Raw genomic sequence first — 12777 nt, 5'->3', positions numbered from 1 at the left:
GGACACCCAATGCCCACCAAAGCCGTCGTCTTCGACGCCTACGGAACGCTCTACGACATTCAATCAGTCGCAGAGGTCACCGAGGACACGTTTCCGGGCTATGGCGAGATCATCACGCAGGTCTGGCGCATCAAGCAGCTCGAATACACCTGGCTGCGCTCGCTGATGCGGCGCTACCAGGATTTTGCCGCGATCACGCGCGACTCGCTGGCCTATACGCTGCGCGTGCTCGGGCTGGCCTATGAGAGCGAGGCGTTCGAGCGCGTGATCGAGAAATATCTGAACCTCGATCTCTATCCCGATTCGACGAGCGCGCTCGCAGCGCTCAAGCCGCGAAAGCTCGCCATCCTCTCCAACGGCAGCCCGGACATGCTGAATGCACTGGTGCGCAATTCCGGCCTCGATCGTCTGCTCGATGCCACCATCAGCGTCGATGCCAAGAAGATCTTCAAGCCGAGCCCGGAGGCCTACATGCTGATCGGGGAAGTGCTCGGCACCGCACCGAGCGAGACTCTGTTCGTGTCCTCCAACCCCTGGGACGTGGCGGGCGCGAAAGCGTTCGGGCTGAACGTCGCCTGGATCGAGCGGGTGACGCCGGAGGCGATGGCGCTGGCTTGCGTCGAGAACGAACTCGTGGCACCGCTGACCATGTTCAAGGCGATCCGCACCCAGATGGACGAGCTTGGCTTTGCGCCGGATCATCGTGTCCGGGCGCTCTCCGAGCTGCCAGGGATTGCTTAGGCATCGCCGCCCGCCCGTGAGTCTGGAATGAGCTGCCCGGAATGAGCCTGGAATCCGTTCGCGCCTTCTTCGCCGAGAAAGCCCCCGACATCAATGTGATGGAATCCCCCATCAGTTCGGCGACCGTACCGCTGGCCGCCGAAGCCTATGGCGTCGAGCCCGGAATGATTGCCAAGACGCTGAGCTTGCGCATCGGCGAACGCGTGATCCTGATCGTGGCCGCCGGCACCTCGCGCATGGACAACAAGAAGGTCAAGGCGCAGTTCGGCGGCAAGCCGAAGATGCTGGGGCTGGAGGAGGTCGCCGACATCACCGGCCACGAGGTCGGCGGCGTCTGCCCGTTCGGCCTGAAGTCGCCGCTCCCGATCTATTGCGACGTCTCCCTGAAGGCTTTCAGCGTGGTGGTCCCGGCCGCAGGCTCGACCCACAGCGCGGTGCGCATCACGCCCGACCGGATGGCCGAGCTGACCGCCGCCGAATGGGTCGACGTCTGCGAGGTCAGGCCGTAGGGCGGCACCGGACACGATGCCTGATGCATTTGCCGATCAGGGAGGCTAGCATAGCGCCGATGACCGACGACAAGGTGAAACGACGACTGACCACCGTGCTGTGCGCTGACGTGTACGGCTATTCTCGTCTCATGGAAGCAGACGAGACCGGAACGTTGGAGACGCTCCGGCGCTACCGCACCGCCATCGCGCGATTGGTCGAGCGCCATGACGGCCGCATCGTGAATACCTGGGGCGATGCCGTAATCGCCGAGTTCGCCAGCGTCGTCGAGGCCGTGCAATGCGCAGTCGAAATTCAGCAGGAGATCTCCAGTCAGGCTGCGGACGCGCCGCAGGCGAGCCCGATGCGGTTTCGCATCGGCATCAACCTCGGCGACGTGATGGTGGACGGCTCCGACATCTATGGCGACGGGGTCAATATCGCATCGCGGCTGCAAGAGCTCGCCGAGCCCGGCGGCGTCGTGATCTCGAGCTCCGTCTATGACCAGGTGCACAACAAATTGTCTGTTGGCTTCGACTGTCTCGGCCAGCGTCCCCTGAAGAACATTGCTCCCCTGACCAGCTATCGGCTGACCCTGGGCGGCCAAGCCGCCGCACAGGGGAGCTTCCCGATCGAGGAAAGCGCAACTCCCTCAGAGCGAACGCGTGCTCCGCGGATGGACGACAGGCGCGAGCTGACTTCGGCGCCGAATGTCGTTTCGGAGTGGCTGGCAAAGCTGCCCCGCCCGCTTGCAACGGCCCTCACGGTGTCGGCCTTCCTGATTCTGATCAATCTTTTCACTGGCAACAAGATCTGGTTCCATTGGCCGGTCGCAGCCATCCTCTTCGGTGTCGTCCTGCGGATGGTGCTTGGACAACGACCTGAATCGGACAGCAAGACGGAGCGCTGACCGGGGCGCCACGACCGCATCGTCGCGCCGTCCGCTGCGCAATTTTCCGGATCATGCGCCCTTCAGAGCCTAATCGTCGTAATCGTCATAGGGACGCTGCGGAGGTGGCGGCGGCGCATTGTTATAGCGCGGCGGCGGTGCGGCGCGATTGCGCGGGACCTGCTGCTGCGGCGGCATCTGGTTGTTGGACTGGAACACGGCGCGGCAGCCGCTCGACAGCTGCGGCGTATTCTGCTGCAGGCAGGCGGTGATCCGGCTCACGTCCGGAATCTGGTCGCTGCACAGACGCCAGACGTCCGGCGTACATGCCATCTGCTGTTCCATGGTGCCGCGATATTCCTGGGCGAATGCAGCGCCCTGCGCGACGATGCCGCCGACCGCGAGCGCCACACCCAGCGCAATCCGCTCTGTTCGCATGTCCCGATCCTTCTTAATTCCCATCGATTTTCATCAATCAATGAGGCAGGAGCCGGTTCTGAACCAACAACAAAATGTGAAAATGGCTTCGGAACCCAATTCACCCTCGATATTCGGGTTGCCCGCAACGTCATCCCCCCTGCGCTTTTGTCCACGTGCCCGAGGCGACATCGGCGCCACGGTCCGTGGCACCGCCGCAACAGGGCCAGCGCAAACCGGCACCTTGCGCCTTTGGCCATAGGGCATTTCGCATAACGCCAAGAACCGCGGCGACGGCCCCGCTAGCAATTGCGCTGGAATGAGGGAATCCGTCGATGCCGACTGCAATACCGGCCTGTGCGCAAAACACCACAACGACCGCCGTTCTGCGCAACAAGCTGCTCGTGACCACGGCGCTGGCACCGCTGGTGCTTGCCGCGCTGCCCGTCCTTACAGCCATCCCGGCGCGCGCGGCCTGCACCGTGGCCGGCACCGGCGCAATCGGCGCGCTCAATTCGGGCGACGTTGCGACCTGCACCGGCCCCGGCAACACCGACCACATCAACGCCACCGGCCGCAGCAACGTCACGGTCAATATCGGCGATGGCACGTTGACTTCACTGCTGCCCGGCGCCGGGATTCCCGCGGTCGTTTTCGACAGCACCATCGGCTCGCGCGTCACCGTCAGCGATCAGGCGACGGCCTCGACCTACAGCGGGGCGGTTCTGCTCTCTAATGGATCGATCCACAACAATGTGACGATCGCGGCCGGCGGGATTGCGGAGGGGACGGGCAATGCCGAAGCGGCCATCGTCATCGACAATTCGGACGACAATCTCGTCAACATTCGCGGGACGGCGGTCGGCACCGGAGGAAACACGACGGGACTGCGCATCAGCGGGACGTCGAGTGGCAATGTCGTCCTCGTCTACGACAGCGGATCGATTGGCGGCGGTCATACCGGCGTGCAATTCATCGCCGGCGGCAATACACTCATCAATGGCGGCACGATCTCCGGCGGCTTCTTCATCGCCATCCAGGGTTCTTCCGGCAGCGACACCATCTTCAACTCCGGCACCATCTCGGGCGGCGGCAGCGGAGCGATCGAGCTGAATGGGGGCGATGATCTGCTCGGCCTCGCTCCGGGCGCGACGATCACCGGGAATGTTCGCGGCGGGAGCGGTACCGACACGCTGAACTTCGGCAGCATCGGCAGCGCTTCGTTCGACCTTGGCAATCTCGGCCCCGGGCTGCAATATGACGAGTTCGAGCAACTGAAGAAGAACGGCAACTCCGTCTGGACCTTGACCGGCGCCACCGCCTTCAACGGCGCGACCACGGTGGATGCCGGCGGCTTGATCGTGAACGGCACGTTGCCCTCCGTGGTCACTGTCAACGGCGGCTATCTCGGCGGCACCGGTACGGTCGGCGGCATCGTCGTCAACGCTGGCGGCATGGTCGCCCCCGGCAATTCGATCGGGACCCTCAACGTCAGCGGCAACGTGACCTTCAACGCCGGCTCGACCTTTCAGGTCGAGATCAATCCCGGCGGCCAGTCCGACAAGATCGCAGCCACCGGAACGGCGACGCTCAATGGCGGCACGGTGCAGATCGTGCCGCTCGGCGCCGGCTTCCTCGCCAACACCCAATATACGATCCTCACCGCGACCGGCGGCGTCACCGGCACGTTCGCGACGCTGACGACCTCGGGCAGCCCGCTAGTCTCGGGGCAACTCAGCTACGACGTTAACAATGTCTACTTCATCCTGCAGCAGATCGGCGGCTTCGGCACGCTGTCGGGCCTGACGCCGAACCAGACGGCAGTGGCTGGCGCGCTGGATCAGGCGCAGTCTGGCGGCGCATCCGGTCCGCTCGCCGCCGCGATCAATACGCTCGCCGCGCTCAACACATCGGGCATCAAGGCCGGCCTCGACGATCTCGCCGGGCAGATTCACGCCGATGGTCGCCGCTTCACCGCGGACCAGGCCGACATGTTCCAGAGCTTCATGTGGAATGCCGGCACGCAGTCGCGCGGCGAGAGCGTGCGGATGTCAGCCACAGCTTACGCCCCGGAGCCGGCGGACCCGATCGGCAAGGCGCTGCGTGGTCGCCGCGCCGCGCCGGTGCAGAGCGTCTGGTTCGGCGGCTACGGCAATTGGGACAAGGTGGCGGCGAGCAACATTGCTTTCGGGACCAGCACGGCCGTTGGCGGCGCGGCCCTTGGCGCCGATCTCTGGAACCGGCCGGGCTTCACGGCCGGCCTTGCGATTGGCGCATCGACCGGTCAGCTGCGCATGGCGGGCCGGGCCGACCGGATCGACTCCAATGCCGGTCATGCCGGCTTCTATGCCAGCGGTGAAGCGGGGGGATTCAATCTCGCATCCGCCATCAGCTATTCCTTCGCGGCGCTGGAATCCTCGCGCACGATCTCGTTCCTGGGACAGACTGCAGCCGCTTCCTCGCGGGCGAATACCTTTGCCGCTTCGTTCGGCATCGCACGTCCCTTCGAGACCGGATGGGGTTTTACGGCCGAGCCGTTTGCCAAAGCCGACTGGTACTCGACGCGCCAGGGCAGCTTCTCCGAGACCGGCGCGGCCGGCGTCAATCAGCTGGTGCGCGCCGGCAGCTTCGACGTCGGCTACGGCACGGCCGGCTTGCGCACCCATCACCGCATGATGATGCCGAACGGCCACGCGGCGCAGTTCGGCGCGACCCTTGCCGTACGCCATGAGTTTTCCGGCAACGCAGCAACCATTACGGCTGCGCTCGAAGGCGCGCCCGGCATACAGTTCGCGATCACCGGCGTCGAGCGCGCACGCACGGTGGCGCTCACCGGCGCGGAGGTCCGATGGGACCTCACGGCCGCGACATCGTTCAAGGCATCCTACGAGGGCGCGTTCGCGCCGGGATATGACCGGCATAACCTGCGGGGCGTGGTCCACAGTGAATTCTAAAGCATGATCCGGAAAAGTGCGCAGCGGTTTTCCGAAAAGATCATGCTTAAACAGACAACTTAAAGCGCGATGACGATTCATCCTAATCGCATCGCGCTTTAGAGCGAAGACCCTACTCCACCTTGCCGATCTTCTTCACCGCCGCAATCAGCCGCTTGCTGTCGGTCGCGACGAATTCGGAGAAGGCCGGCGCGTCCTGATAGGCGACGAGACTGCCCGAGGTTTCGAAGGCCTTGAGCACCTCGGGACTCGCCATCACCTGTGCCATCGCCTCGCGCAGGCGGGTCGCGATCGGCGCGGGAAGAGAACTCTGTGCGAACAGCCCCGCCCAGATGTACATCTCAACGTCCTTGTAGCCGAGTTCCTGGAAGGTCGGCACATCGGGAAAGCTCGCGATGCGCTGCGCGCCGCAATTGCCGAGCACGCGGAGCTTGCCGTCGTCGACCTGCGGCTTCAGCGTCCCCGGTGCGGCGGCGATCGCCTGCACGGTCCCGCCGAGGATCGCGGTGAGCGCGGGACCGGCGCCACGGAACGGCACGTGCAGCAGCTTGATGCCGGCGCTGTTTGCGAACATCTCCATCGCCACATGCAGCGTGCCGTAAGGCCCTGACGAGCCGTAGGTGATCTGGCCAGGGCGATTCTTCGCGTCCTCGACAAAATCCTGCGCCGTTTTCCATGGCGCGGAGGCCGGCACCGCCAGCAGCGTGGGATCGGCGAGCACGCGCGCGATCGGCATGAACTGCGAGACCTCGTAGGCGGCGGGCCGGTCGAACAGACGGTCGGCCTCGGGGAGCACCGCGAGCGAGGACAGCGTCATCAGCAGCGTGTAACCGTCGGGCTCGGCGCGTGCCGCCGCGGCATTGCCGACCGAGCCGCCGCCGCCTCCGGCCCGGTTGTCGACGATGACAGCCTTGCCGAGAACCCGCTCCAGCGCCATCGCCACCGGCCGCGCTGCGAGATCGGCCTGTCCGCCCGCGGGAAACGGCACGATCATGGTGATGTTGCGGGCCGGGTAGGTTTGCGCGGCGGCCGGCCCGGGTAACGCAGCGCGCAGCAACGGCAGTGCAGCAGCGGCGCGCAGGACATCGCGTCGATCCATGGCAGGTCCCTCCCCGAATTTTCTTCTTCGCTCCCAGCCTAGCGTGGCGACCGGCAAGAACAAGGCGTTTACGAAGCGTTAGCCATGTTCGGCCCAGCCCGGAACGCATGCCTAGAGCCGCTGTTGCCCTCCTGAGGGAGAATGAGCGATGCGGAATCTGGCGACCATCGACGGCGCGCTCGACGAGATGCTGGTGAATCTCGCGGCGATCGTTCTGCGGCTTTCAAAGCCCGAATTGACGCGGACTCCGGAAGCGCGGCGTGCATTGGCGCAATCGGTCCATCAATATGCGGTTTGTGCGAGGCGTTCGAGGGACCCTCGCGTTCACGAATTGAAGTCGCAGCTGGAAGAAACGCTGAAGCCAAGCCTGCGTATCGTCGCGATCGACGGCGTGAAGGTGGCGTAGTCGAACACCGTCATTGCGAGCGCAGCGAAGCAATCCAGAAATCCCTCCGCGGAGACACTCTGGATTGCTTCGCTGCGCTCGCAATGACGGGGCGTTGAAGCCGCTCGCTCTCCTACGACGCCTTGACCTTCCCACGCGCTCGCCGCTTGCATGTGCCCGGCAGCTTGGCCGCGAGGAAATCGCCGAGCGCTTCGACGCGGGCGGGACGCGGGCCGCCGGGTGGGGTCACCAGGTGCACGGCGCCTTCGGCCTGCTTCCAGTCCTTCAGGATTACTTCGACGGCGCCCGATGAGATCGCTTCACCGACGATGAATTCGGGCAGCTCGGCGATGCCGAGGCCCGCGATCAGCGCCGGCATCACGGCTTCGCCGTTGTTGACGCGGAGCTGTCCACCCGGGCGCACGCTGGCCTGCTCGCCGGCTGAATTGGTGTAGTGCCAGATGTTGGGCGTCGACAAATAGGCGTAGCTGAAGCATTTGTGCTCGGCCAGATGCATCGGATGCGTCGGCCGGCCGTGCTTCTTCAGATAGGACGGCGCGGCCACGGTGAAGCGCGGCATGGTGAAGAGGCGCCGTGCGATCAGCGAGGAGTCCGGCAGCCGAGCGATCCGCACTGCCATGTCGAAACCCTCGCCGATCAGGTCGATTGTCGCATCGCTCAAGTGCAGATCGACCGAGACTTCCGGATAGGCCTCAAAGAACTCAGGCAGCAGCGGCGCCACCGCCTTGATCCCGAACGTCATGGGCACGGCGAGCCGCACCAGGCCCCGCGGCGCCACCGATTGCGCCAGCGCCTCGTTCTCTGCCGCTTCGCCGTCGGTCAGCAGCCGCGTCGCGCGCTCGGCGAGCTTGTGCCCGGCGTCGGTCAGCGCAAGCCGGCGCGAGGTGCGGTTGAACAGCCGGGCGCCGAGCCGCTCCTCCAGGCGCGTGACCGCCTTGGACACAGTCGCCTTGGACATCACGAGCTCGCTCGCGGCCCCCGCAAACGACCGTAATTCCACGACTTTTGCGAAAATCGCGAGCGCCTCGAAATCGGGAAGTTTTGCCATGGCGGCCTATCCACCTGCATATTTATGGAAACAATGCGTTTCAACAGTTTCTATTTCTATACCACAGACGGAGGCTTATCCAAGGGGTCATCAGACATTCAGGACTGGAGAAATCCAATGACCAAGAAGCTCTCAGGCAAGGTTGCCCTCGTCACCGGCGGTTCGCGCGGCATCGGCGCGGCCTCTGCCCGCGCTCTCGCCGACCAAGGCGCGGATGTCGCCATCAGCTATGTGGCCTCGCCGGAAAAGGCGGAAGCCGTCGTCACCGAGTTGAAGGCCAAGGGCGTCAGGGCCCGCGCTTTCAGGGCGGACCAGGCTTCCGCGAAGGACGTCACGCAGCTCGTCAACGACGTCGCCAAGGAATTCGGCCATCTCGACATCCTCGTCAACAATGCCGGCGTTGCCACTGGCGGTGCCATCGACGACGCCAATGCCGACACGGATGCCCTCGCCCGCCAGGATCAAGTCAACGTGCACGGCGTGATCGCGGCGATCCGCGCCGCCTCGCAGCTGATGGGTGAAGGCGGCCGCATCGTCACCGTCGGCTCCATGCTCGCCGACCGCGCCTCGTTCCCTGGGCTTGCCGACTACGTCGCCACCAAGGCCGCCGTGGTTGGTTACACCAAGGGCGCGGCACGCGACCTCGGACCGCGCGGCATCACCGTGAACGTGGTGCAGCCCGGCTCGATCGACACCGACATGAATCCGAAGGATGGCGGCGAGTTCGCCGAGACCCAGCGCAAGCAGCACGCATTGCAACGCTTCGGCCGTCCCGAGGAAGTCGCCGCCGGCATCGTCTTCCTCGCAAGCCCGGACGCCTCCTTCGTCACCGGCACGGTGCTCAACGTCGACGGCGGGTTCGGCGCGTAAGGCGCCACCCGCTCGAATAAAAGGAATCACGCAAATGATCGAACTCAGACCTTTCGATAAGCTCGGCGGCGCCGATCACGGCTGGCTCAAGGCCAAGCATCATTTCTCCTTCGCTGGCCATTATGACCCCAACAACATGGGTCACGGCGCATTGCGGGTGTGGAACGACGACGAGATCGCGCCCAACACCGGCTTTCCCGCCCATCCCCACGCCAACATGGAGATCATCACCTATGTGCGCGAGGGCGCGATCACCCATCAGGACAGCCTCGGCAACGAGGGCCGCACTGAAGCGGGCGACGTGCAGGTGATGAGTGCCGGCAGCGGCATCCGCCACTCCGAGTACAATCTGGAGCCGACCCAGACGCGGATCTTCCAGATCTGGATCGAGCCGACGGCGCGCGGCGGACAGCCGACCTGGGGTTCGAAGCCGTTTCCGAAAGCTGATCGCTCCGGCAAGCTCGTGACCATCGCGAGCGGCTTCGATGACGATGCGGACGCGCTGCCGATCCGCGCCGATGCGCGTGTGCTCGCAACTACGCTGAAGGCCGGCGAGAGCGCGGAGTACGCACCGCAGAAGTCGCGGCATCTCTACCTCGTGCCCGCAGCGGGTGCTGTCGAGATCAACGGCGTGCGCGTCAACGCCCGCGACGGCGCCGCGATCCGCGACGAAGACCGGCTGAAGATCACCGCGCTCGAGGACACCGAGCTCGTGCTCGTCGACGCGGCCTGACCACTCTCTCCGTCATGGCCGGGCCTGTCCCGGCCATCCACGGCCTCAACAACAGTCAAGCTAATCCCCCCAACGGAGACCACCATGACCAAAGTTCTCGTCCTCTATTATTCCGCCTATGGCCACATCGAAGCGATGGCGAATGCCGTCGCCGAAGGCGCGCGCGAGGCCGGCGCCACCGTCGACGTCAAGCGCGTACCGGAGCTGGTGCCGGCCGAGGTCGCGAAAGCCTCCTATTACAAGGTCGATCAGGCCGCCCCCATCGCCAAGATTGAGGATCTCGCCAATTACGACGCGATCATCGTCGGCACCGGCACCCGTTTCGGCCGCATGGCTTCGCAGATGGCGAACTTTCTCGATCAGGCCGGCGGGCTCTGGGCCAAGGGCGCACTACATGGCAAGGTCGGCGGCGCCTTCACGTCGACCGCGACCCAGCATGGCGGCCAGGAGACGACGCTGTTCTCGATCATCACCAACCTCCTGCATTTCGGCATAGTCGTGGTCGGCATGAACTATGGCTTCGCCGGCCAGATGAAGCTCGACGAAGTCACCGGCGGCGCGCCCTACGGCGCCACCACGATCACCGGCGGAGACGGCAGCCGCCAGCCCAGCGCCAACGAGCTCGCCGGCGCGCGCTATCAGGGGCGCCAGATCGCGGAGACCGCCAAGAAGCTCCATGGTTGAGCTGCACGGCTGGTGCGACGGGCGGCATTCTCTTTCGGGAATGCCGCCTCAGCTCCGCTCGGTTTTCTTCCTGACGAGCTCGCGGCCGATCGGCCGCGCCGGTTCGCTCCGCAGCACCAGCGAGGTCGTCACAGTGCCGAAACCGGCAATGCGATCCACGATCGTCTCCAGGTCTTCCGGCGCCGGAACCAGCACCTTCAGCACGAAGCAGTCATCGCCGGTCACGCGATGGACCTCGATGATGTACGGAATCTCGCTGAATCTTTTCAGGCAGGTCTTGATGTGCTCGTGCGACGTGCGCAGGCGCACCAGCGCCATCAGGCCCAGCCCGAGCGCGCGCGGGTTGATCCGGGCACCGTAGCCTTCGATGATCCCGGCTTCCTCCAGCCGCTTGACGCGCTCGGAGACGGCCGGCTGGGACAGGCCGACGGAACGGCCAAGCTCGGACAACGGCACGCGCGCATTGGCCTGCAGCGCCTCAAGGATCTTCAGGTCCTTGGCGTCGATACTTCCGAAACGATCCAAGCAAATTCTCCATTCCGCCTTGAGATCATCGGCAGATGATCGATTCCGCCGATGATCTGCCATGTCACGCAGCACCGTGACCGGCCACACTGCGCCTCCATCTCAGATATCACGGGACGATCATGCACGACATCATCACCTTGCCCGGCCTCGGCGGCTCCGGCGACACCCATTGGCAAACGCTCTGGGAGCGTAGCGATGCGTGCTTCAGACGATTCCAGCCGACGAGCTGGGACCAGCCCGAGCTCGAGGACTGGGAGCAATCGCTGGAGCGAGCGGTCAGGCGCTGCGCGAAGCCGCCCGTGCTGGTGGCCCACAGCCTCGCCTGCCTGCTCGTGGCGCACTGGGCCGCCCGCTTCCCATCCGCGATCGCGGGCGCATTTCTGGTCGCGATCCCCGATCCTGAGGGCGCCGACTTTCCCGCGGAGGCCGCCGCGTTCAAGCCGGTCCCCGACCGCGCGCTGCGCTTCCCTTCCCTCGTCATCGCCAGCACGAACGATCCCTATGGCAGCCTCGAGGTGACACAGCGACACGCACGCGCCTGGCAGTCCGGCCTGATCGTGCCGGGCGCGCTCGGCCACATCAACGGGTCGAGCGGGCTCAGCGACTGGCCGCAGGGTCGCGCATTGCTGGATGCCTTCTGCGCGGGCCTTCCGAGGTGACGGGCGAGCAGACCGCCGCTGTCAGCGCATCTTGCGTATCGCCCTCGCAGCGACGTCGGCGAGCGCGGGATAGCGACGCAGACCCTGCGCGGCATGGTCGCGCCACGCAAAAGGAGCACCGCGCCAGGAAAGCGCGATGCTGACGTCGGTCAGCGGCACCCTCTCGGCGCCGAAGCGGCGCTTGTAATCTTGATTGCCGATGCTGAGGTCGAAACGGCGCACGCCCTCTGCATGCAGCGCCGCCATCGTGCGCTCGGCGACGAGCAGCCCCGGCGAGCAGTTCGACCATGAATTGCCGGCGTGGCTGATGCGTAAGAGGTAGTAGGTCGCGCCGGATCTGACGCCGAACGCGGTGGCGACGATACCCTTATCGCAGACGAGCGCTGTGACGACGGCATAGGCTTCCGCGACGCCCTGGCGGGCGACCTCGCGGTAAAACCGGGCATGGGCGTCGTCGTTGAGGACGAACCGCGAGCCGAGTTGGCGCATGCGCGCCTGCTGCTGGACATCCATCACGTCCAGCAGCTCATGCGCGCGCGCAACGTTCGCGGCGATCTCGAACCGCGCACCTTCGTGACGGCTGAAGACGCGCCAGCAGCGCTGCATCTGCATGCGCTTGATCGACGCTTGATAGTTCTCATAGTCGTCGCCCGTCAGCACGACATTGCCGTTCAGCGATGAGGATCCGATCCGCCCGAGCGACACCAGCGGATTCGGCTTGCCGCCGACCTGGGCCGGCATCTTCTTCAGGCGGAGCAGGTCGAAGCGGTCCGGCAAGGCGCGCAATGCCTCGACCAGTGCCCTGCCGATCGCATCCATCGCCGTCGCGTCCAACGCGGCATCGAGCGCCAGGATCGGCGCGTTGTTATCGGAGACGCCGAGATCGGCGAATTCGACGATGCGGATGCCGCGCCTGATGTGGCTGACCATCGGCACGACCGCGATGTCCTTGCCGGTGGCAGCATCCGAGATCATCGCGATCAGCGGCGCAAAATCGTGAAACGCCTCATACCATGCATCGAGCCAGTAACGATGCTGGAATGCGGTGCGATGCCCGGCGTACAGACGCGACGCGGCCTGCCGCCAGTCACGCACGAAATCGACAGCGATTTTCGACGTGCTGGACACGAGGCCATCTGGTTGCTCGACGCTGAGGAACGTCATCTGCGGGGCATACGATTACTGAGTGTTTCGAGATAGATTATGTTTTGTCGCACACCACAAGAGACGTAGCCGCTCAATCGTTAAGCCGATGCCACC

The 12777-nt window shown here is 65.0% G+C and carries 14 protein-coding genes; 9 read left to right on the top strand and 5 right to left on the bottom strand.

Annotated elements, in window-relative coordinates; translation table 11 throughout:
* Positions 1 to 9: 9 nt before the first annotated feature.
* The 3 genes from CV770_RS17570 to CV770_RS17560 are packed head-to-tail and all read left to right on the top strand — an operon-like array spanning position 10 to position 2140.
* Positions 10 to 741, top strand: coding sequence for a haloacid dehalogenase type II (locus tag CV770_RS17570; protein ID WP_104463196.1), 732 nt, complete (start codon positions 10 to 12; stop codon positions 739 to 741).
* 41 nt (positions 742 to 782) lie between these two features.
* On the top strand, positions 783 to 1250 hold the full coding sequence (locus tag CV770_RS17565; protein ID WP_104463195.1) for a YbaK/EbsC family protein: 468 nt from the start codon (positions 783 to 785) through the stop codon (positions 1248 to 1250).
* A 59-nt stretch (positions 1251 to 1309) separates the two neighbouring features.
* Positions 1310 to 2140: an adenylate/guanylate cyclase domain-containing protein gene (locus CV770_RS17560; protein WP_104463194.1), complete on the top strand. Its 831-nt coding sequence runs from the start codon at positions 1310 to 1312 to the stop codon at positions 2138 to 2140.
* Positions 2141 to 2209: 69 nt separating this feature from the next.
* On the opposite strand, the gene CV770_RS17555 is transcribed toward CV770_RS17560, so the two are convergent.
* Complete coding sequence (locus CV770_RS17555) at positions 2210 to 2557, bottom strand: hypothetical protein (protein WP_028140073.1); 348 nt, start codon at positions 2555 to 2557, stop codon at positions 2210 to 2212.
* 314 nt (positions 2558 to 2871) lie between these two features.
* Between CV770_RS17555 and CV770_RS17550 the strand changes: the two genes are divergently transcribed.
* Entirely contained in the window at positions 2872 to 5490 is a 2619-nt protein-coding gene (locus tag CV770_RS17550; RefSeq protein WP_104463193.1) for an autotransporter outer membrane beta-barrel domain-containing protein, read from the top strand.
* 112 nt (positions 5491 to 5602) lie between these two features.
* On the opposite strand, the gene CV770_RS17545 is transcribed toward CV770_RS17550, so the two are convergent.
* Positions 5603 to 6589: a tripartite tricarboxylate transporter substrate binding protein gene (locus tag CV770_RS17545; protein WP_104463192.1), complete on the bottom strand. Its 987-nt coding sequence runs from the start codon at positions 6587 to 6589 to the stop codon at positions 5603 to 5605.
* Between the two features lie 148 nt (positions 6590 to 6737).
* Here CV770_RS17545 and CV770_RS17540 point away from each other — a divergent pair, with 148 nt between their 5' ends.
* Positions 6738 to 6995, top strand: a complete 258-nt coding sequence (locus CV770_RS17540; protein WP_104463191.1) for a hypothetical protein — start codon at positions 6738 to 6740, stop codon at positions 6993 to 6995.
* A 112-nt stretch (positions 6996 to 7107) separates the two neighbouring features.
* Here CV770_RS17540 and CV770_RS17535 read toward each other — a convergent pair whose 3' ends face one another.
* Positions 7108 to 8043 carry a LysR family transcriptional regulator gene (locus CV770_RS17535; protein WP_104463190.1) on the bottom strand — a complete coding sequence of 312 codons (936 nt, stop codon included), beginning with the start codon at positions 8041 to 8043 and terminating at the stop codon, positions 7108 to 7110.
* Between the two features lie 117 nt (positions 8044 to 8160).
* On the opposite strand from CV770_RS17535, the gene CV770_RS17530 reads away from it, so the two are divergent.
* The 3 genes from CV770_RS17530 (at position 8161) to wrbA (ending at position 10330) form a co-directional block, all read left to right on the top strand.
* Positions 8161 to 8913, top strand: coding sequence for an SDR family NAD(P)-dependent oxidoreductase (locus tag CV770_RS17530; protein ID WP_104463189.1), 753 nt, complete (start codon positions 8161 to 8163; stop codon positions 8911 to 8913).
* A gap of 34 nt (positions 8914 to 8947) precedes the next feature.
* Positions 8948 to 9646 carry a pirin family protein gene (locus CV770_RS17525; protein ID WP_104463188.1) on the top strand — a complete coding sequence of 233 codons (699 nt, stop codon included), beginning with the start codon at positions 8948 to 8950 and terminating at the stop codon, positions 9644 to 9646.
* Positions 9647 to 9730: 84 nt separating this feature from the next.
* The gene (gene wrbA, locus CV770_RS17520) at positions 9731 to 10330 is read left to right on the top strand and encodes an NAD(P)H:quinone oxidoreductase (protein WP_104463187.1); all 600 of its coding nucleotides are present in this window, start codon (positions 9731 to 9733) and stop codon (positions 10328 to 10330) included.
* A gap of 48 nt (positions 10331 to 10378) precedes the next feature.
* Here the strand turns inward: wrbA and CV770_RS17515 are convergent, their stop codons facing one another.
* Positions 10379 to 10855, bottom strand: coding sequence for an Lrp/AsnC family transcriptional regulator (locus tag CV770_RS17515; RefSeq protein ID WP_018321535.1), 477 nt, complete (start codon positions 10853 to 10855; stop codon positions 10379 to 10381).
* Between the two features lie 122 nt (positions 10856 to 10977).
* Here CV770_RS17515 and CV770_RS17510 point away from each other — a divergent pair, with 122 nt between their 5' ends.
* Entirely contained in the window at positions 10978 to 11517 is a 540-nt protein-coding gene (locus CV770_RS17510; RefSeq protein ID WP_104463186.1) for an RBBP9/YdeN family alpha/beta hydrolase, read from the top strand.
* A 21-nt stretch (positions 11518 to 11538) separates the two neighbouring features.
* Here the strand turns inward: CV770_RS17510 and CV770_RS42635 are convergent, their stop codons facing one another.
* The gene (locus tag CV770_RS42635; RefSeq protein ID WP_201759903.1) at positions 11539 to 12681 is read right to left on the bottom strand and encodes a GNAT family N-acetyltransferase; all 1143 of its coding nucleotides are present in this window, start codon (positions 12679 to 12681) and stop codon (positions 11539 to 11541) included.
* Positions 12682 to 12777 lie beyond the last annotated feature (96 nt).

Origin of the sequence: Bradyrhizobium sp. AC87j1 (assembly GCF_002936975.1) — a bacterium.
Taxonomy (GTDB): domain Bacteria; phylum Pseudomonadota; class Alphaproteobacteria; order Rhizobiales; family Xanthobacteraceae; genus Bradyrhizobium; species Bradyrhizobium shewense.
This window is presented reverse-complemented; position numbering and strand designations above follow the sequence as displayed.